Annotated in this window: 27 protein-coding genes and 1 tRNA gene; 25 read left to right on the plus strand and 3 right to left on the minus strand. The window is 52.8% G+C overall.

The genetic code is table 11. The features are described from left to right. The first annotated feature begins 8 nt into the window (after nt 1-8). The 7 genes from AC3YUO_RS12430 to AC3YUO_RS12460 all read left to right on the plus strand — a co-directional run bounded on the left by AC3YUO_RS12430 (nt 9) and on the right by AC3YUO_RS12460 (nt 2,977). A complete protein-coding gene (locus tag AC3YUO_RS12430) occupies nt 9-266 on the plus strand; it encodes a DUF4315 family protein (RefSeq protein ID WP_390450940.1) in 258 nt (85 codons plus the stop codon). Next, on the plus strand, nt 263-1,003 hold the full coding sequence (locus tag AC3YUO_RS12435; RefSeq protein ID WP_489963349.1) for a DUF4366 domain-containing protein: 741 nt from the start codon (nt 263-265) through the stop codon (nt 1,001-1,003). Before AC3YUO_RS12430 ends, AC3YUO_RS12435 begins: the two co-directional genes overlap by 4 nt. Further along, a complete protein-coding gene (locus tag AC3YUO_RS12440; RefSeq protein ID WP_489963350.1) occupies nt 1,000-1,176 on the plus strand; it encodes a hypothetical protein in 177 nt (58 codons plus the stop codon). The genes AC3YUO_RS12435 and AC3YUO_RS12440 overlap by 4 nt, the downstream gene beginning before the upstream one ends. 4 nt (nt 1,177-1,180) lie before the next feature. After that, nucleotides 1,181-1,534, plus strand: a complete 354-nt coding sequence (locus AC3YUO_RS12445) for a cysteine-rich VLP protein (RefSeq protein WP_489963351.1) — start codon at nt 1,181-1,183, stop codon at nt 1,532-1,534. A gap of 134 nt (nt 1,535-1,668) precedes the next feature. After that, nucleotides 1,669-2,445, plus strand: coding sequence for a defense against restriction DarA-related protein (locus AC3YUO_RS12450; protein ID WP_489963352.1), 777 nt, complete (start codon nt 1,669-1,671; stop codon nt 2,443-2,445). A gap of 8 nt (nt 2,446-2,453) precedes the next feature. Next, on the plus strand, nt 2,454-2,633 hold the full coding sequence (locus tag AC3YUO_RS12455; RefSeq protein WP_489963353.1) for a DUF4316 domain-containing protein: 180 nt from the start codon (nt 2,454-2,456) through the stop codon (nt 2,631-2,633). Continuing rightward, nucleotides 2,630-2,977: a plasmid mobilization protein gene (locus AC3YUO_RS12460; RefSeq protein WP_489963354.1), complete on the plus strand. Its 348-nt coding sequence runs from the start codon at nt 2,630-2,632 to the stop codon at nt 2,975-2,977. The genes AC3YUO_RS12455 and AC3YUO_RS12460 overlap by 4 nt, the downstream gene beginning before the upstream one ends. Before the next feature lie 24 nt (nt 2,978-3,001). On the opposite strand, the gene AC3YUO_RS12465 is transcribed toward AC3YUO_RS12460, so the two are convergent. After that, on the minus strand, nt 3,002-3,748 hold the full coding sequence (locus tag AC3YUO_RS12465) for a hypothetical protein (protein WP_489963355.1): 747 nt from the start codon (nt 3,746-3,748) through the stop codon (nt 3,002-3,004). 133 nt (nt 3,749-3,881) lie between these two features. Here AC3YUO_RS12465 and AC3YUO_RS12470 point away from each other — a divergent pair, with 133 nt between their 5' ends. Together AC3YUO_RS12470 and AC3YUO_RS12475 are read left to right on the plus strand one after the other, a co-directional pair. Continuing rightward, entirely contained in the window at nt 3,882-4,169 is a 288-nt protein-coding gene (locus tag AC3YUO_RS12470; RefSeq protein WP_195560861.1) for a CD1845 family protein, read from the plus strand. A gap of 140 nt (nt 4,170-4,309) precedes the next feature. Then, nucleotides 4,310-5,674 carry a relaxase/mobilization nuclease domain-containing protein gene (locus AC3YUO_RS12475; protein ID WP_489963356.1) on the plus strand — a complete coding sequence of 455 codons (1,365 nt, stop codon included), beginning with the start codon at nt 4,310-4,312 and terminating at the stop codon, nt 5,672-5,674. Between the two features lie 178 nt (nt 5,675-5,852). Here the strand turns inward: AC3YUO_RS12475 and AC3YUO_RS12480 are convergent, their stop codons facing one another. After that, the gene (locus AC3YUO_RS12480; RefSeq protein WP_489963357.1) at nt 5,853-6,218 is read right to left on the minus strand and encodes a helix-turn-helix domain-containing protein; all 366 of its coding nucleotides are present in this window, start codon (nt 6,216-6,218) and stop codon (nt 5,853-5,855) included. A gap of 198 nt (nt 6,219-6,416) precedes the next feature. Here AC3YUO_RS12480 and AC3YUO_RS12485 point away from each other — a divergent pair, with 198 nt between their 5' ends. The 9 genes from AC3YUO_RS12485 to AC3YUO_RS12525 all read left to right on the plus strand — a co-directional run bounded on the left by AC3YUO_RS12485 (nt 6,417) and on the right by AC3YUO_RS12525 (nt 12,430). Further along, complete coding sequence (locus AC3YUO_RS12485) at nt 6,417-6,800, plus strand: GntR family transcriptional regulator (protein WP_489963358.1); 384 nt, start codon at nt 6,417-6,419, stop codon at nt 6,798-6,800. Next, on the plus strand, nt 6,797-7,651 hold the full coding sequence (locus AC3YUO_RS12490; RefSeq protein WP_489963359.1) for an ABC transporter ATP-binding protein: 855 nt from the start codon (nt 6,797-6,799) through the stop codon (nt 7,649-7,651). The genes AC3YUO_RS12485 and AC3YUO_RS12490 overlap by 4 nt, the downstream gene beginning before the upstream one ends. Beyond that, nucleotides 7,648-8,286 carry an ABC-2 transporter permease gene (locus tag AC3YUO_RS12495; protein ID WP_489963360.1) on the plus strand — a complete coding sequence of 213 codons (639 nt, stop codon included), beginning with the start codon at nt 7,648-7,650 and terminating at the stop codon, nt 8,284-8,286. Before AC3YUO_RS12490 ends, AC3YUO_RS12495 begins: the two co-directional genes overlap by 4 nt. A 14-nt stretch (nt 8,287-8,300) precedes the next feature. Then, nucleotides 8,301-8,489, plus strand: a complete 189-nt coding sequence (locus AC3YUO_RS12500; protein WP_489963373.1) for a cysteine-rich KTR domain-containing protein — start codon at nt 8,301-8,303, stop codon at nt 8,487-8,489. A gap of 523 nt (nt 8,490-9,012) precedes the next feature. Beyond that, complete coding sequence (locus AC3YUO_RS12505) at nt 9,013-9,435, plus strand: RNA polymerase sigma factor (protein WP_489963361.1); 423 nt, start codon at nt 9,013-9,015, stop codon at nt 9,433-9,435. A 331-nt stretch (nt 9,436-9,766) separates the two neighbouring features. Then, nucleotides 9,767-9,967, plus strand: a complete 201-nt coding sequence (locus AC3YUO_RS12510) for a hypothetical protein (RefSeq protein WP_087180847.1) — start codon at nt 9,767-9,769, stop codon at nt 9,965-9,967. Nucleotides 9,968-10,101: 134 nt separating this feature from the next. Then, nucleotides 10,102-10,248, plus strand: coding sequence for a hypothetical protein (locus AC3YUO_RS12515; RefSeq protein ID WP_489963362.1), 147 nt, complete (start codon nt 10,102-10,104; stop codon nt 10,246-10,248). A 92-nt stretch (nt 10,249-10,340) separates the two neighbouring features. Further along, nucleotides 10,341-12,041, plus strand: a complete 1,701-nt coding sequence (locus tag AC3YUO_RS12520; protein WP_489963363.1) for a recombinase family protein — start codon at nt 10,341-10,343, stop codon at nt 12,039-12,041. A 14-nt stretch (nt 12,042-12,055) separates the two neighbouring features. Beyond that, nucleotides 12,056-12,430 (plus strand): recombinase family protein, encoded by a 375-nt coding sequence (locus tag AC3YUO_RS12525; RefSeq protein ID WP_489963364.1) that lies wholly within the window; start codon nt 12,056-12,058, stop codon nt 12,428-12,430. 30 nt (nt 12,431-12,460) lie between these two features. Here AC3YUO_RS12525 and AC3YUO_RS12530 read toward each other — a convergent pair. Beyond that, nucleotides 12,461-12,536: transfer RNA gene (locus AC3YUO_RS12530), tRNA-Pro, on the minus strand. 167 nt (nt 12,537-12,703) lie between these two features. On the opposite strand from AC3YUO_RS12530, the gene AC3YUO_RS12535 reads away from it, so the two are divergent. The 7 genes from AC3YUO_RS12535 to AC3YUO_RS12565 form a co-directional block, all read left to right on the plus strand. After that, nucleotides 12,704-13,741: a M23 family metallopeptidase gene (locus tag AC3YUO_RS12535; RefSeq protein ID WP_489963365.1), complete on the plus strand. Its 1,038-nt coding sequence runs from the start codon at nt 12,704-12,706 to the stop codon at nt 13,739-13,741. After that, a complete protein-coding gene (locus AC3YUO_RS12540; protein ID WP_489963366.1) occupies nt 13,738-14,310 on the plus strand; it encodes a zinc metalloprotease in 573 nt (190 codons plus the stop codon). Before AC3YUO_RS12535 ends, AC3YUO_RS12540 begins: the two co-directional genes overlap by 4 nt. A gap of 70 nt (nt 14,311-14,380) precedes the next feature. Then, complete coding sequence (locus AC3YUO_RS12545) at nt 14,381-16,225, plus strand: TIGR03960 family B12-binding radical SAM protein (protein WP_489963367.1); 1,845 nt, start codon at nt 14,381-14,383, stop codon at nt 16,223-16,225. Further along, on the plus strand, nt 16,218-16,883 hold the full coding sequence (locus AC3YUO_RS12550; protein WP_489963368.1) for a TIGR03936 family radical SAM-associated protein: 666 nt from the start codon (nt 16,218-16,220) through the stop codon (nt 16,881-16,883). Before AC3YUO_RS12545 ends, AC3YUO_RS12550 begins: the two co-directional genes overlap by 8 nt. 44 nt (nt 16,884-16,927) lie before the next feature. Continuing rightward, nucleotides 16,928-17,296: a thioesterase family protein gene (locus AC3YUO_RS12555; RefSeq protein WP_489963369.1), complete on the plus strand. Its 369-nt coding sequence runs from the start codon at nt 16,928-16,930 to the stop codon at nt 17,294-17,296. 101 nt (nt 17,297-17,397) lie between these two features. Then, on the plus strand, nt 17,398-18,126 hold the full coding sequence (locus AC3YUO_RS12560) for a YebC/PmpR family DNA-binding transcriptional regulator (protein WP_489963370.1): 729 nt from the start codon (nt 17,398-17,400) through the stop codon (nt 18,124-18,126). Between the two features lie 164 nt (nt 18,127-18,290). Continuing rightward, nucleotides 18,291-18,494 (plus strand): site-specific integrase (locus AC3YUO_RS12565; protein WP_489963371.1); only part of this gene is annotated, 204 nt, incomplete at its 3' end.

Here is an 18,494-nt window from a genome sequence, read left to right on the forward strand (position 1 = left end):
AGGCTTTCATGGCAATTTCCAAAAGCGCAAAGATCGAGGCCGAGATTGAAAAGGTCAAGGCCAAAATCTCCGAACAGCAGGCCCGGCTGAAGGAGCTGGAACAGAAAAAGGTGGAGGCGGAAAACAGCGAGATCGTGGACATCGTGCGGGGCATGAGCATCCCTCTTGCCGAGCTGCCCGTGGTGCTCCAGCAGATCCGGGCCGGGGCCACCTTGGGACAAAATGTCCCGAAGTCCGAAACCGAGGATAAGGAGGATACCGAATGAAAAAGCGAATTAAGATGCTGACAGCGGCGCTTTGCGCCGTTGTTCTTCTGTGCGGCTTCTCCGTCACGGCCTACGCCGGGGGCGGCCCCGAATGGGAGGGCCTTGACCCGGCGGGGGAAACCACCACCCCCGAGCCCACCATTGAGCCCGGCGAGGGCTTCACGGAGGAGGGCAACCTTGTGACCCGTGATCTGCTCTATGACGAGCACACCAACAAGCAGTTTATCACCGTCCAGACCAGCGGCGGCAGCACCTTTTATATCGTCATTGACTACGACAAGCCCACCGACGAGGAGGGCGAACAATATGAAACCTACTTTTTCAGCGTGGTGGACGAGGCCGATCTGCTGGCCGCTCTGGAGGCGTCCGGGACGGAACTGCCCGAGTGTACCTGTACGGAAAAGTGCGTGGCCGGGGCGATCAATATGGATTGCCCGGTATGCTCCACCAATATGACCGAGTGCGTGGGGGTGGAGCCGGAACCCGAGCCCGTGGAGGAGCCGGAGCCTACCCCCGAGCCGGAACCAGAACAGACGGGTGGAAACACCGGGACGCTCCTGCTCATTCTGGCAGTGGCGCTGGTGGGCGGCGGAGCCGGGTGGTATTTCAAGGTCTACCGCCCCAAGCAGCAGCGGGCCGCTGAAACCGAGGAGGACTACGGGGACGAGCTGGAAACCTACGACGATACCCCGCCGTGGGACGAGGAGGACGAGGACGAAACGGAGGGCGACAAATGAAATTCACCAATAGTCCCTATGAAACGATGATGCAGCGGGTTCCCCGGTATGAGCGACCCGAGCCTGTCAAGGCCCCGGAAGGCTCCCGCTGCCACGGCTGCCCCTACTGGCGGGGGATCGGGTGCGTGGCCTGCTACCGGGAGCTGCTGAAAGGCGCTGGCGGCGGGAGGTGAAACGGTGTCCCGAGAGCTGACCCGTGAGGAAAAGGCGGCCATCCGCAAGCTGGTGACAAGGCTGTGCGCCAACTATGACCGGGATGTGGGCTGCCTGCCGCTGGACTGCCCCTGCTATATGCTGGAGAAGTGCTGGACGGGGGCGCTGTGCCGCTACTTCCGGGAGGCGGTGCTGCCCAATGATCCCGTGCTGGAGGCGTCCCTCGCTGCGGAAGGCCCCGCCCCGGAAACCCGGCCCTGCCCGGTATGCGGCAGGGCTTTTCTCCCCAATGGCCGGACACGGTATTGCTCCCCCGGCTGCGCTAAGGCCGCAAGGCTCAAAAAGCAGCGGGGCTATATGCGGAAATACCGGGGATGATGCGTTAGCATTTGGCCCCGGAAAACCCGCTTGTCACAAGGCTTTCCGGGGCCGGTTTGGGAGGGGGCAATACCTTTTCCCGTCCGCCCCGGTTTTGCGGAAATAGTGCTAACATTTTGGAAAGGAGGATGCCCGTGGAGATCAATGCGGATTATGTGATCCGCCGCACCATCCTGTTTGACAACAAATGCGGCTTTGTGCTGGGGGAAAACCCCAAGGCCCCGAACCCCTATGTGACATGGCAATTCAACGAGCAGGACGGACACCGGGACTACTTTTGGGGCCACTACCACAACGAGCCGGGTATGGCCGAGCGTGACCTGCACAACCGGGCCGAGGACTATCAGCGGCGCTATCATGTGCAGGAGGTGGAGCAGGCCCCGGACAAGGAAACCTACAAATACTACTCCACCCAACGGCCCATCGACATCGGCACCTACCCCAAGAGCTACTTCAACCGCCCGATCCACATGGATGTTTACTTTACCCGCCAGCAGGTGCCCGGCGAGGCGTTTCAAGCATGGGGGGCGATTATCTATGCCCAGCCTTTGACGGATCGGGAAATGCGGGACTATGAGCTGCGGCCCGCCCGTGAAAATCTGGACATCCGGCGGCAGATGGATGCCCAGGCTCAGGTGGTGGGCAAATGGGAGGATGCCCACCATGTCCCGGAGCAAAGGCGGCTGACATGGTTTTACCCCGACTTCGGCAGCTATGTGGCGAAAGAGTATGTCACCCCGGAGCAGCTTGCCGCCCGTGCTCATGGAGTGGAGCGCCAAGCGGCGGCCAAGGCCCACAAGGAGGACAAGCAGCCGATTGCCCAGCAGATGAAAACCGCCCAAAAACAGGCGGAAGAGCACCGGGGCCAGACCGCCCCCAAGAAGTTTGCTCCCCGCCGTGACGAGAGATAGGAGGTACTATGCACGAACAGGATAACCCGCTGAAAACCGTGGAGCTGTCCACCGAGCAGAGTTACAATATGATCGACGGGCTGCTGAACAACGGCCCGGCCCTGCCGCCCCAGCCCACGGAAAAGGGGCTGGACAAGGTGAAGGAGCCCCCCAACAAGCACAGGAGCCGGGAGCGTGAGGAGCGGTGACAAAGAAACGCCGCCGCTGTGTCCATCTTCATGTCATGGTGACGCCGGAGGAGCAGGCTCTGATCGGGGAACGCATGGCCGAGGCGGGCATTTCCAACATGGGGGCCTATGTGCGGAAAATGGCCTTGAATGGCTATGTGCTCCATGTTGACCTCTCGGACATCCGGGAGCTGGTGTCCCTCCAGCGGCGGTGCGCCAACAACCTCAACCAAGTGGCGATCCATGTGAACACCTACGGCGGCATTTACCCCGACGAGATCAAGGCCCTGCAACGGGACTACGCTGACCTTTGGGGGCCGCTGTCCGATCTTCTGAAAAAACTGTCGGCGGTGGTGGAGATTTAAGGGGGGCAGATATGCCCCCTTAAATTATTTGAACCGTATGAACTCATGCTCTAACTTTGAATTTATTTGGTTAATCGCAGATTGAAGCGCATCTTGCTTTTCATCATTTGCAAAAGTACAGTCTATTTCCCTGATTGGATAGGAGCTTAGATATTGATATAAAAAGAATTCTTCAATAATTTCCTCACAGGCAATCTGCTCTTTTTGATGATTTAAGTTGGCTTTTTCATCGGCAGAATAGAATTCCTCTGCGCCAAAATTTAATTTGGAAAACAAATCACAAGCAGCCATAATTACTTTTTCTGCCTCTTCAAAGCAAAAGGACAACTCGTCCACATCCTTTTTAAGAGAATGTGCAATAAAGGTTGTTCTAAAAATGGGAACAACTGCGTCCGCCCTTCTGCGTGCAGCAACAACATCAGGGTTATCCCATGAAGTGGATTTTAAGCGTTGACATAGCTCTTGTCTGTATTCGGGGAATAGATAGTTTTTTAATAATTTGGATTTTAATTTTGGCAAAGTAATTGTGTCATTTCCATCGTCATATAAGGTTCGGTGCAGTCGCAAAGTTAATAGTTCAAACTCGTTTTTGTAAAGTTGTGCGATAACAAACCCATTTCTATACGCCTCACAATTCTGCTGCATTTCAGCAGCTTTTTTCAGAAAGGAAACATCCCAAATCATCCTATTTAAGTTAAAGCATATTGTTCTATGATAGCTTTTATATTCTTCAACTGCGTCTGGAACAATGTAGGTTAAACAATTTTCCATTTTATCACCCCCATAAAATTATAGGTTGGATTATTTGAATAATCAATCTTTGACATCCTTGTACCCTGATTTTTTCAGAGGTACAATTATCATAGAAGCACAAACCCAGCAGATTTTACGGGAGGTAGCTGATATGATCGTTCTCAAAATCCTTGCCGCCCCCTTTGTGGTGGCGCTGACCCTGCTCGTTGCCATCGTGTCGTTCCTGTATTGCGTGGCTTCGGCCCTGTGTCATATAGGCTGCGTGGTGCTTACCCTGCTGGCCCTTGTCCTGTTCATCGGCGGCCAGACGCTGGGCGGCGTGGTGTTCCTTGTACTGGCGTTCCTCGTTTCGCCCTTTGGCATCCCGGCCATCGCTGATTGGCTCATGGACAGGCTCTACTCGCTGAAATACTCCTTGCAGGATTTCATCACAGGCTGATACTTCGGGACAACTTGTCCCAAAGTCCGAGCGGCGGCTGGCAACAGCCGCCGTTTGTCGTATCGAAAGGAGGGCTGCCTACGGCCACAACCTATTTCAAAAAGCACAAGATCAGCAAGGGGGAAACCGTCGCCCAATCCTTGAAAGAGCGATTTGACTATGGGCAGAACCCGGACAAGACACAGGGCGGCGAATTGATTTCCTCCTATGAGTGCGACTACATGACCGCCGATGCTGAGTTCCTGCTCTCCAAGGCCAAATACAAGGTCACCACGGGCCGGGAACAGCGGCGGGATGCCGATGTGCTGTGCTATCAGATCCGGCAGTCATTCAAGCCGGGAGAGATCACCCCGGAGGAGGCAAACCGGGTGGGCTATGAAACGGCGATGCGCTGGACAAAGGGCGAGTATGCCTTTTTCGTCGCCACCCACACAGACCGCCAGCACATTCATAACCACATCTACTACAACTCCACTTCGCTGGATTGCTCCCACAAGTTCCGGGATTTCATCGGCTCGGCCCTGGCGGTGCGGCGGCTCTCTGACCGGGTGTGTCTGGAAAATGACCTGTCCGTGATTACCAGCCCCAAGCTCCATAGCAAGGGCTGTTTTCTCCATTACGGAGCATGGCTGGGGACGGGGCGCCAGCGCTCCTACAAGGAACGGCTGCGGGCGGCCATCTGCGATGCCCTTGCCAAAGGCCCGGATAGCTTTGACGCCTTTTTACGGCTCATGGAGGAGTCCGGCTATGCGGTCAAGCGGGGGCGTGGCGGTGTGATCTCGTTCCTTGTGCCAGGGCAGCAGCGGGCCACCCGGCTCCGCTCGTCCACCCTCGGGGAAGGCTTTGATCCCGGGGAGATCCGGGATGTAATTGCGGGCAAGCGCCCCATGCCGACGCTGAATGCTCCGGCCCCCGCTGCGCCCAGGCGTGTCGATCTGATCGTGGATATACAGGAGCGGCTGCGCTCCGTGAAGGGCCCGGCCTATGAGCGGTGGGCCAAGGTGTATAACCTCAAACAGATGGCCGCTGCGCTGCAATTTATGCAGGAGCATCAGATCAGCGAATATAGCCAGCTCACCACCGAGGCCGAGGCTGCGTCCGCCAGTTTCCATGCGCTGACGGAGCAGCTCCGGCAGACCGAGGCTGACCTTGCCTATACTTCCGAGCTTATGGGGGCCGTGGTACAATACGCCAAGACCCGGCCCGTGTTCGACGAGTATAAGGCGGCCAAGTATAACAAGAGATTTCTGGCCCAGCACGAGGCGGAGCTGGCTGACTACCGGGCAGCCAAGGCCGCTTTGAACGATCTGCTGGACGGGGCCAAACTGCCCAAGATGGCCCAATTAAAAGAAAAGCGCCGCAAGCTGGCGGCGGAGAAAAAGGCCCTGTACGCCAAGTACCGGGCCGCCCAACAGGAAATGCGGCAGGCCGTGGCGGTCAAGACCAACATTGACTATCTGCTGGGCGTGACGGACGGGAGCAAGAATAAGGAACAGGAGCGGTAGCGACGGTGACGCAGACAATTTACTTTGGGACATTTTGTCCCGAAGTGCCGGGTTTGGGGAGGCTCCCCAACAAGCGTTTTTGCTGCCCTCTCGGGTTGCAAAAATAGCAAGTGTGGCCACACTTGCCCTGCTTGCCGTTAGTGCGCTGCCCCTAAAACAGCGCAAAAAACGGAGGTTCTTACTCCTGAACCTCCGTTTCTCTGGCTTTCTTGAGCCCTTCGGCTGTGGCTTCTATCACAACAAGCTCTTTCTCATTCATCGAGCTTAAAAGCACATCAATATGCTTTCTGCAACTGTCCTCTCCACGCTGACCTTCTGTATAGAAAAACTGATCTACGGAAATGTCGAACAGAGTGACGAGCTTGAAAAACAGGTTGAAGCTGGGGTGCTGGCCTTTGTTCTCAATGTTCATAATGGTGCGGGGGTCACGGTCTACCAATTCCGCAACATAGGCTTGTGTCCAGCCCTTTTCCTCTCTGGCTTGTTTCAGAGCCAGTCCGAGCCCATGAAAGTCAAACCTTCTTTCATCTTGGTTCATTTTCATATCACCCTATATCATTTTATATTTCAGGTTAGGTTATGAGAATGTAATGGAATTTGATGTAATGTTCTTTTTTATTTCATGCTAAATAAGGCCACCTCTTAGTGTGTTAAATATTTGGAACTCTTGACATCTGTTTTGCTGCGTATTATACTGTACTTGTTATAGCAATACAGTTAAGGCGGGAACGGAGGTGCGAACTTGGAAATATTCGTAAGCAATAAAGCAAGCCGGCCTCTGTATGAGCAAATTTCTTCGCAGATCAAAGCAGCTATTATGAGCGGCGAACTAACGGCGGGAGAAGCAATTCCGTCTGTGCGTTCGCTGGCAAAATCATTGCATATCAGTATTCTTACCGTGCAAAAGGCATATGCGATCCTTCAAGAAGATGGTTTCATTGAAACAACTGCTGGAAAAGGCTGCTATGTGTCCGCACAAAATCAAGATTTCTATCTTGAAGAACAGCAGAAGAAGATCGAAGAAAAATTTGCAGAAGCAATCGAGATTGCCCGCACAAGCGGCATATCTCTTGATAAGCTGACTGGCTTGCTCACACTGATGTACCAGGAGGATGATAAAGAATGAAGGATGCTTTGACCATTTCAGGTCTGACGAAAACATATAAAGATTTTGTCCTGAATGATGTTTCCTTTTCTGTGCCCAGCGGCTCCATTGTCGGATTGATTGGTGAAAATGGCGCAGGGAAAAGTACGACAATTAGTGCCGCTTTGGGGCTTGTTCAAAAAGAAGCAGGCTCTGTTTCCGTTTTGGGAAAAGAAGAACTGGATAACGAAGTGAAAGAGCAAATAGGCGTTGTATTTGATGGCAACAATTTTTCTGAAATTTTATCCCCAAAGAAGATAGGCCGTGTCATGAGAGATATTTACCAGTCTTGGGACGATCGCACTTTCATGGCACTTCTAAAAAAGTTCTCTTTGCCTGCTGGTAAACCAATCAAGCAATTCTCAAAAGGGATGAAAATGAAATTGGCAATCGCTGTTGCATTGTCCCATAATTCCAAACTGCTCATTTTGGATGAAGCCACCAGCGGCCTTGATCCCGTTGTACGGGATGACATTTTAGATATGCTTTTGGATTTTGTTCAAGACGAAAGCCATTCCATTTTGGTTTCCTCACACATCACCAGCGATCTCGAAAAGATAGCGGATTACATCGTGTTCATTCACGAGGGTAGGGTGGTCTTTTCTAAACCGAAAGATGAACTAACAGAGCAGTATGGAATTATCAAATGCGGCTCGGCACAATTTGAGGCGCTGGATAAATCCGAGATTATTGTGTACCGCAAGATGGACTATGAGTGGCAAGTCTTGGTAGCTGACCGCAATCAAATGCAGAAAAAATATCCAAAGGCAATGATTGTTCCAGCATCCATTGATGAAATCATGCTTCTTTATGTGAAAGGAGAAGCCGCATGAGAGGACTGATTAGAAATAATCTCTATTCTATGGAGAGTAACATTTTACTTGCTTTTGTTTTATCTGCTTTTTTAGCTGTTTCAGCATTGCTCATGAAGAGCCCTGCGGCCACCCCATACATAATAGCGATACAAGTTTTTTTGTTTGTTGTTAATATCGGGACATCACTTCGGGCAGATGAAATGTCCAAATGGAGCAAATATGAAATAACATTGCCTGTCAGCCGAGGCAATCTTGTTTTGGCAAAGTATGTTTCCGTTGTGATTTTGCTTGTGTTGGGCATATTCATGGGGGCTGTAACGGTCTTACTCTCGTGCGTTAGTGGGCATATGATGACACTGCCCACCCTGCTCCGTGGCTTCGAGGTTGGACTGACATTATCCTTCTTCTCTATTGCAGTGATGTACCCGCTCGTTCTGAAATTTGGGACAGAAAAAAATGAACTGATCCTGATCTTATCAACTTTCGGTGCAATCGGAATGCAGCTGCTGACCGCAGCGTGCTTAGCCCAATGGACAGACGGTATGAATATGCGACATCCTCTTGTTGAAGCCGTTTCAACCTTTATTGCAATTATAGTTTTCTTTGTATCTTATTTTGTTTCTGTAAAAATCCATAAGGGCAAAGAATTTTGAGTGTTCAGAAAACAATGATTATGGAAGAATGGATTTTGTGTCCCTTTTGCAGTTGTAAGACAAGAGTAAAAATCAGAGAAGATACGGAACTTCTGAATTTTCCATTATTTTGTCCTAAGTGCAAGCATGAGTCACTAATCAATGTAAAACAACTCAATATTACAGTTATCAAAGAGCCAGACGCACAGACGCAGAGCCGATAGCACACAAGGTTTTTCCTTGAAGCTATCGGTTTCTTTTTATCTAATATGTAATCATAGCCTGCCCCGCCCGACGGGGAAAGAAAAAAAGCCGTTGCCGGGCAGGTTGGTTTCGTGCGCTTACTCTGCATATCTAGCAGCGGTTTTGAGAAATCAAGGCCGCCGCTTCTTTTTGTCCAAAGGCTAACGACGACCCTACACCTTGCAATCTGGCACGGCGGCAACAGGAGGATGCCGCCGTGTGCAACAAATTTTTTCGACATAAAGCGACGGGAGCTGCCTTGTCAAAAAAAGTCTGTCTGCTCAATGGGAGAAACCTAGCAGTAGATGTGAAATATGGCATCACATAAACGGATATATAATTTTATGCGCCTGCGTGTCATTGTGTCACGCAGGCGCAGTTTGTTTTATCCACTTTGGGACAAGTTGTCCTGAAGTGGGCGAAGGTGGCCCAGGCTGCCGATCTCCGCCGCCCTCCGTTCAGATCGCCATTCACTCCCCAACTTTCTGAACGGAGGAATTACAAATGACGACCATCAATCTGAAAGACTTTTACCCGTGGTACACCCACGACGAATACATAGAGGTTTCCGAGGAAGTGGCTGACGAGCTCCGGGCAAGCAGGCTGTACGAGGCCGCCTATCAGCGGCGGATCGTCCGCAACAAGGCGCAGTATTCCCTTGACTGCGAGGACGGTATCGAATACTCTGCCTGCGTTTCTGAACCCACCCCGCAAGAGCTGCTGGAACGCATGGAGCTGTTCTGCCATTTGTGTGCTGCGCTCAATTCCTTGCCCGAAACGCAGGGCCGCCGGGTGGACGCCTGTGTGATCCTCGGCAAGAGCTATCGGGAGGTGGCTATGGCCGAAGGCGTGAGCAAAACTTCTGTGCAGGAGTCAGTTCGAAGCGGTTTGGCTGCTATGAGAAAATATTTGAAAAAAGTTCTTTGATTGACCCTGCCACAGAGCCATTTTTTGTCCTTGGTATATGAGAGGAGTTACATCCGATCAACAACTGAATAGCGGCGGCCCCGAGCCATAGAGCGGGGAGCCGGGTGGCGGGTGCGCTGTGACTTCTCCGGCAGGAGAATGAGCGAACAACACCAGCGCCGCAAGTGGGACAAGCCACCCCACGGCCACGATCCGCAGCCGGACAAGCTGGCCGCTTGCCCCTCAGGGCCGCCGCCCCCTCGGGAGCGTCATGCTGAGTATTGCTGTCTTATGACGGGCCAAGGAAATGAGCGTGGCGCTCCCGAAACTTTTTATCAAGGAGGAAACCAACATGAAGTATGATCCCGAACTGGCGGCCCTGCTTGCCCAGCCGTGGAGCAACAACGCCTGCCGTGGCTATGTCATCTACGCTATGGAAAACTGCGGGTTTTCTCCCAAGGACATCCGGCGTGTGGTGGCAGAACTCTACGAGGTCTTTGACATCCGTGGGCTGGAGGAGGCCCAGCAGCATTTTGAGAACAGCCCCTACTGACCTTGGGACAACTTTTCCCAAAGTGGAGCAAGGCAAGAGGGCGGCACCGCCGAAGGTGCCGCCCTCTTGCGTTTCCCCACGGGACAAGGGGGACTGTCGGTCATTGTTTCGTATCGCTCTGGAAGGAGGCCCACATGGAAGATCCCGTACCCATCAAGGAGGAATACACTTATCAAGTCGGTAAAATCCAATTCATCGTCACTCCTGTCTACAAGGCCAAAGGCGAGTCCATGCGTGACATCCTGTTGAAGCTGATGCTGGCCGATCTGGAGCCAGCCTAACTGTTCCATCGACATCCTTAACACGGGCAGTCGGCAGAGGTATAATATACATAGATAAGAACCTCTTGCTTGATTGCAGGAAGGAGGATATTTTGAAACAGTCAAGCAAGAAAATCTCTACCGGCACAGCCGCTCTCTACTGCCGACTGAGCCGTGATGATAATATGGACAGCGAGTCCAACAGCATCCAGAACCAAAAGAAAATACTTCAAAAGGCCGCCAAGGACAAGGGCTACACGGACACGATCTTTTTCGTGGATGACGGGATCACCGGCACTACCATGAAGCGCCCCGGCTTTCAGAAGATGATCGCCGCAATCGAGGCCGGGTACATCTCGGCGGTGTTCGTGAAAGACCTCTCCCGGTTGGGCCGCAACTACATTGAGGTGGGCAAGCTCACCGAGGAATTTTTCCCGCTCCATGATGTGCGGCTGGTGGCTGTGTCCGATGGCGTGGATAGCGACGAAGGTGAAGATGATTTCACCCCGTTCAAAAACATTATGAATGAATACTACGCCAAGGATATTTCTAAGAAGCGCCACATCGTCAACAAGATGAAAGGCAACGCTGGGATTCCGCTTTCGCCGCCGCCCTATGGTTACATCAAGAACCCGGACGATCCCCGGTTTTGGGTGATTGACCCAGAAGCCGCCGAGGTGGTACGCCGTATCTACCGCATGGCGCTGGACGGGTACGGGCTGGCTGAAACTGCCGCCGCCCTCGGTGCGGATGGGATTGTCAACCCGACCTATTACTGGCGCAGCAGAGGTACAAGCAGGGGCGGCTCCAAAAGCACCGTGGAGCCCACAAAATGGGGGCACACCACAATCAAGAAGATTTTGACCACGCAGGAATACTGCGGTGATGTCATCAACTTCAAAAGCTATTCCAAATCCTATAAGATGAAGCGCCGGATTGAGAACCCGGAGGAAAACCGGGCGATCTTCCTCAATGTCCATGAGCCTATCATTGACCGGCCAACTTGGGAAAAGGTGCAGGCGTTAAAAGCCGGGACACGGCGCAAGCGCCCCACCGTTACCCAAGAGCCCAGCGTCTTTTCCGGCTATCTGAAATGCCCGGAGTGCGGCGGCAATCTGAATTTCCATTTTAACCAGGGCAACCACGATATTAAATTCTTTAGCTGCCAGAACCACAATTCCGGGCTCCGCAAGTGCTCGTCTACCCACTATATCCGGCTGGACTTCTTGGAGCAGGTCGTGCTCTACGAGATCCATCGGCTGGCCTGCTTCGCTAACGAATACGAAAACGACTTCATCAAGGCGATGGTGGGCCGCTCCGCCAAGGTAGCGGAAAATGAACGGGTACGCAAGAAGCGGGAGCTGGACGGGCTGCTGGCTCGGGACGGGGAGCTGGATATGCTCTTTGAACGGCTCTATGAGGACAATGTGTCCGGTAAGATCGACGATGCCCGGTTTGCCAAAATGTCCAAGCGGTATGAGCAGGAGCAGGGCGAAAACGCCAAGAAAATCAAGGCGCTTCGTCTGGAACTGAAAAAGCTGGAAGATAAGCGGATGGATGTGGACACCTTCTTGGAAACGGTACGCCGATACACCGACGCTACCATTATTACGAAGCGCATGGTTGCCGAGCTCATTCAGTACATCGAGGTCTATCCTGCGGTCAAGGAGGACGGCATTACCAATCAGCGGGTGACGATCCACTACAACTGCATCGGTGCCTTTGAGGTGCCGGATCGCCGGAAAATCCCCGAGCGGGATATTCTGCTGGAAACGAGAAAAGGCGTAGCATTAAGCTACGCCCCGGCGGTGTAAAGGTGGTGTGGGATATGAGAGCATTTCTCTATTGCCGTGTCGCCCATGACGATTCTTTCGCCTTGGAACACCAGCGGTTTCTGCTCCAGCTCTACGCAAAGCAGGCGGGATATACCATCATCGGCGCTGCGGACGAATACGGCAGCGGGCTCACATTAGACCGCCCGGCGCTCCAGAAAATGACCGAGGCCGTTGTTGCTGGAAGGGTGGATGTGGTGATAGTCCATAGCCTGACCCGGATAGGCCGGGAGTGGGGTATGACCCAAAGCTACATTGACCTGCTCACCCGGCACAAGGTAAAGCTCCTGTGCATCCGGGATCGGCTGCTGTTCGATGAAAACGGAGCTGCCTCAATTTTGACAATAAAAAATGCGGAGTGTCCTTTGTAGGATACTCAGATCCTATAAGGACACTCCGCATGGTCCGAGTGGCGGGATTTGAACCCACGGCCTCATGGACCCGAACCATGCGCGCTACCAACTGCGCTACACCCGGTTATCTGCTGTTTACTCGTGTAAGAATACAGTGTACTCCAACAAACAACAGCTCAGCTTTATTATTATATTTTCTTCTTCCCCTTCTGTCAAGAGGTATATTCCATTTGTCCAATGAATAGATTGAATCAGTCACACGCCAACATTCGGCAGGGGAGGAGAATTTCTATGTCCAACGAAACCGCCCGCACTTACAAGAAAAAGACCAGTCCTCGCTATGCCGGGTCTCGCACCAACGAAAACAAGAAAGCAAGTCAGGAAAATCTTCGCCTAGTTCAGCTTTTCATTTGTTTGGTACTGTTTCTGGCCGTATTTCTCGGCAAAGGCATATTCCCGAGCAAATTGCTCCAGATTCGAGACGACCTGTTGACTTTGATTACTTCCAATACGGATTTTCGTGCGGCATTTTCTTCTCTTGGTGACACGGAATCCGATACCGGGATTTTGGGCCAGCTGGAGGATTTCTGCATCGAGGTATTTGGGGTCGAGGAGAGTACGGTTCCGGACTCGGAATCGGCTCAGGCTGTGCCTGAACTGGCCAGTTTCCTCTGGAATGAAAGTAGCTTTCTGAGTGAAAACCCGGATGAGCAGGCCATTACGGACCACTTACTCTCGCAAAACGCATGGAAGCTCCCCATGACCACTGCTGAAGAGACTTCTGCTGAGACGGCTCCCCAGGCTGAGGAGCCAGTCTCAGACCCCGAGCCTGCGGCTGTCCCCGCCGCAGGCACATTGATTTTAAAATCGGATTATAGCGGCGATCCGCTTCCGAACAATTATACCATGGATCAACTCTCGCTGGGCTCTCTGGAAACTATGACACCTGTGCTTGGTTATATCAATTCCGGCTATGGATATCGGGATCATCCTATCAACGGTGCCTACCAATTTCATGGAGGAGTAGACATCAGCGGACAGATGGGTGACCCCATTCAGGCCTTTGCATCCGGAACAGTAGAGTATGTGGGAAAAGACGATTCCTATGGTCTGTACCTGCAGTTGGACCATGGAAATGGCGTCAAATCTTTCTATGCCCACTGCAGCACTGTCTGTGTGACCAAGGGACAGACGGTTTCCATAGGCGATAAAATCGCGGAAATCGGCTCCACCGGAATGTCTACCGGCCCGCACCTCCATCTGGAACTAAAATTCAATAAGATGCACCTGAATCCAATTTATTATATTGAATATTTGAGCGACCAATGAAACTGGGGAATGTAGAAGCGACCGGCGGTTTCTTTTTTCTGATGGCCTGGCTGAACTATCTGGATCGCCAGATGATACTGCCGTTGGCTTTGGCCGCCTGCATGCTCCATGAGTTAGGACACTATGCAGCAATTATTGTAATGGGAGGGACTGTAAAGCAAATTCGTCTCACAGTAGTCGGCGCAGAAATGGTAATGGCACATCCCATGAACTATTGGCAGGAGGGGACAGCGGCATTGGCCGGTCCGGCGGTCAATCTGCTGCTGGCCCGTCTTTTTTGCGGATGGGAACCCGGATTATTGTTTTCCGGCTTGAATTTGGTACTTGGCTGCTTTAATTTGCTCCCGGTTCGCTGCCTAGATGGAGGGCGTGCGCTGCATTGCGCCCTCTGTCTGGTAGCCGGGCCGGATGCAGCAGAATGGGCAGGGGAGTGGCTCAGCAGGGGGTGCTCCGCGCTGATTCTAGCCGGCGGAATCCTGCTGTTTGGTGATGGTGGAACGATAACACTTCTCAGTATTGGCCTATGGCTTTTCATTTTGGAATTTTCCCATCAGAAAGGAGAAAAATAGGGCTTGTCATGCCAATGTGAAACGGTTAAAATAGAGTTTACTGTATAAGACCCAAAACGGGAGGAACGACATGAACCGCACATTGGAGCATATCCTGCCCAAAGTACAAAAGCCCGCTCGATACACGGGCGGAGAATATAATGCCGTGGTAAAATCAAAGCAAGCGGTTAAGACCCGCTTTGCGCTGTGTTTTCCAGACACCTACGAAATCGGCATGTCAAACCTGGGCTGCCGTATTTTGTACGGTGTCATGAATGAGTGCCCGGACATCTGGTGTGAGCGCTGCTATGCGCCCTGGGGCGACATGGAAGAGGAGATGCGCCGGGAGGGACTCCTTCTCTACGGCCTGGAGAGCAGTGATCCCATTTCCGATTTTGACATCATCGGATTCTCTTTAGGGTATGAGATGGCCTACACCAATGTGCTGAACATGTTGGATCTGGCCGGGCTGCCCCTACGCTCTGCGGATCGCCCGGATCTGACCCCGCTGGTCATTGCTGGGGGAACCTGCTGCTACAATCCGGAGCCTCTGGCCCCCTTTATTGACATGTTTGTCCTGGGAGAAGGGGAGGAGGTCACACTGGAGTACATCCGCCTCTACCAGCTGGCCAAAGAAGAGTGCTGGACCAAGGAGGAGTTCCTCCAGGAGGCAGCGAAAATCGAGGGAATCTATGTTCCCTCCTTCTATGAGCCGGTGTACCGGGAGGACGGTACCCTTGAGGCCATGGAGATTAAGCCAGGCAGCGGAGCTCATGCCACGGTGCGCAAGCGCATCGTGGAAAACATGGACAAGTCCTATTTCCCGGTTAAGACCATCATTCCGTCCACTGAAATCGTTCATGACCGCGTGATGCTGGAGCTGTTCCGGGGCTGCATCCGGGGCTGTCGGTTCTGTCAGGCCGGCTACGTGTACCGTCCTGTCCGCAACCGGAACCCGGAACTGCTGGCTCAATACGGAAAAGCGGCCTGCGAGGACTCCGGCTATCAGGAGATGACGCTTTCATCTCTGTCCTCCACCGATTACCCCTGTCTGCTGGAGCTGTGCGACAACCTGCTGGATTATTGCGCGCCCAGGGATATTGGGCTTTCTTTGCCGTCTCTGCGTGCGGACACCTTCTCCATGAACCTGATGGAGCGGCTCCAGCGGGTACGGAAGGGTGGACTTACCTTCGCTCCCGAAGCCGGTACCCAGCGTCTCCGGGACGCCATCAACAAAAATCTCCGGGAGGAGGATTTGCTGCAGTCCTGCCGCACCGCCTTTTCCGGCGGTTGGAGCGGAGTCAAGCTGTATTTCATGCTGGGCCTGCCCACTGAGACGGATGAGGATGTATTAGGCATTGCAGATCTGGCCCGCAAGGTCTACTTCGCCTGGCGGGAATGTACGCCAAACAAGGCCCGGGGCGTCCGTATCACCGTATCCACCTCCTGGTTTGTCCCTAAGCCTCACACCGCCTTCCAATGGGACGCACAAATCCCGGTGGAGGAGTATCAGCGGCGGGTCAACCTGCTCCGTGACGCTCTGAAACGGGACAAGTCCATCACCTACAATTGGCACGACCCGGAAACCAGTTATCTGGAGGCCATTTTCTCCCGTGGAGATCGCCGTCTGGCTGATGTCCTGGAGTGGGCCTGGGCCCACGGAGCCAAAATGGACTCCTGGAGCGAATATTTTGATTATCAGCGTTGGATGGACGCGCTGAAGGCCTGTGGTTTGAATGGCGACTTCTACGCCCACCGTGAGCGTCCGAGAGACGAGGTGTTCCCCTGGTGCCGCATTGACACCACGGTAAATCCCGCGTTCCTCTGGCACGAGCGGGAGCTGTGCTATCAGTCCCAGACCACCCCGGACTGCCGGACCCGCTGCTCTGGGTGCGGCGCCAATCGTCTGCTCTGTGGAGGTGTATGCAATGGCTGACCGACTGCTCTTTTCCAAGACCGGACGTGCAAAGTACATCTCCCATCTGGATCTTATGCGCACCTTTCAGCGGGCCTTTGCCCGGGCACATATTCAGATTAAGCACACCGAAGGCTTTCATCCCCACCCCTTTGTCTCCATCGCACTGCCTCTGTCTGTGGGCTATTCCAGTCAATGTGAAATTCTGGAGTTTGGTCTGATGGGAGATACGCCCCGTGAGGAGGTACCAGCCCGGCTCAACGCGGCCATGCCGGAAGGCATTATCATCCAGCAGTGCTACCAGGGGGAAGAAAAGCTGAAAGAGCTTGCGCTTGTCAACTACATCATGAACTTTGAGTACCCAGAGGGACGTCCCCAGGAGACAGAGCCGGCCATGCAGGAATTACTGCACCGGGAAAGCCTGGTGGTCCAGAAGAAGTCCAACAAGGCCAAGCTGGGTTATACTGAAGTGGATTTGATTCCTCTGATTCGAAACTGGAACCTGGAGTGTCAGAGTGATACCATGACACTAGATATTGTTGTGGCAGCGCAGAATCCGGGTCTGAATCCCGAACTGCTGCGGAGTACCTTCTGTCAGGCATATCCGGAATTTACGCCCGACTTTGTCACCTTCCACCGGCGTGAGGTATTTCATGCCTCCGGTCGTGTATTCCGCTGATATTGGTCCTGCTATCCAAAACAGAAGAGGTGAGAGGGATTACAATGGAAAAGCCTAAGGAATATTCTCTGACTTGGGAAGTTACCGATGAAATGACGGCCAAGCGGATTGGCAATGCCGGTGCGCGCATTCTGTCCACCCCCAACATGCTGGCTTTGATGGAGGCGGCAGCTCTGGAGCTGGCCAAAGCCTACCTGGACGAAGGCATGACGACCGTCGGTGCCGAAGCCCACATCCGCCATCTGGCTCCAACCCCCGTTGGCATGAAGGTCACAGCCACTGCAACGCTGCGCTCCATTGAGCGGAGAAAACTGTGGTTTGACATCGTAGTAAACGACGAAAAAGGGAAGTGCGGAGAGGGCTCTCATCTGCGCATTATGGTCCCCAACAAGGATCGGAGCAAGCCAGAATAAGACTTTTTATAAAATTATAGCTACCTGGACTTGCAACAGAATGAAAATAGTGATATAATTTTTTGGCGAATTTGAAGCCAAAAAGAGAAGGGAACGATTTTATGTCCGGACATTCCAAATGGCACAACATACAAAAAACAAAGGGTGCTGCCGACGCCAAGCGGTCTCAGATTTTTACCAAAATCGCCCGCGAAATGATCGTGGCGGTCAAGACCGGCGGCAGTGGTGACCCGGCCAATAACTCCCGCCTGGCCGCCGTGATTGCCAAGGCCAAGGCTGCCAACATGCCCAACGATAACATTAAGCGCACCATCGACAAGGCTATGGGTGCCGGCAACAGTGATAACTTTGAGAGCGTGGTGTACGAGGGCTACGGTCCCAACGGCGTCGCTGTAATTGTAGAGGCTCTGACCGACAACCGCAACCGCACCGCTCCTGAGGTCCGCCACCTGCTGGATAAGTACGGCAAGGGTTTGGGCGCCACTGGCTGCGTGTCCTGGTCCTTTGACAAGAAGGGCGTTATTGTGATGGATTCCGAGGATTTGGATGAGGATACCGTCATGATGGATGCTCTGGAGGCCGGGGCAGAGGACATGCGTGCGGATGATGACGTGTTTGAAATCTACACGGATCCCGACAGCTTTAACGATGTGGTCTCCGCTCTGGAGGGCAAGGGCTACACCTTCCTGGAGGCTGCCGTTCAGATGGTTCCTCAGAATTATGTAAAGCTGACCGATGAGGCTGACATCAAGAACATGGAGAAGCTCATCGATATGCTGGAGGACAACGACGACGTCCAGAACGTGTACCACAACTGGGAGCAGGACTGAGCGAACTTTTTGAGCTGAATATCGTGCGTCTCAACGGATATCGAATGATTTTTACAACTTATTTTTAGTGTTCTGAAATGAGTTGTGTTATTTCTGATTTGAATTGTGACGTACACACTTCCTTCTATTGTGATGTGCAATTTACCACAAAAGGAGGAAGTAATATGAAGCTGGACGCATTGGTAAAAGAGTATCTTATAGAGATTGAGGTCAGAAAGTATACCCCTAAGACAATTCGCGGGTATCGTGTTGGCCTCAATCTCTTTTTACGTTTTTGTAAAGAACACCTTGAGCAAGACGAGATAGATGATATTACCCTTGCAACAGTAAGGCAGTTTGCAAAATTTATGACGGAAGCGGGACGCAAG

The organism is Pseudoflavonifractor sp. HNCC25GI2, assembly GCF_058136395.1.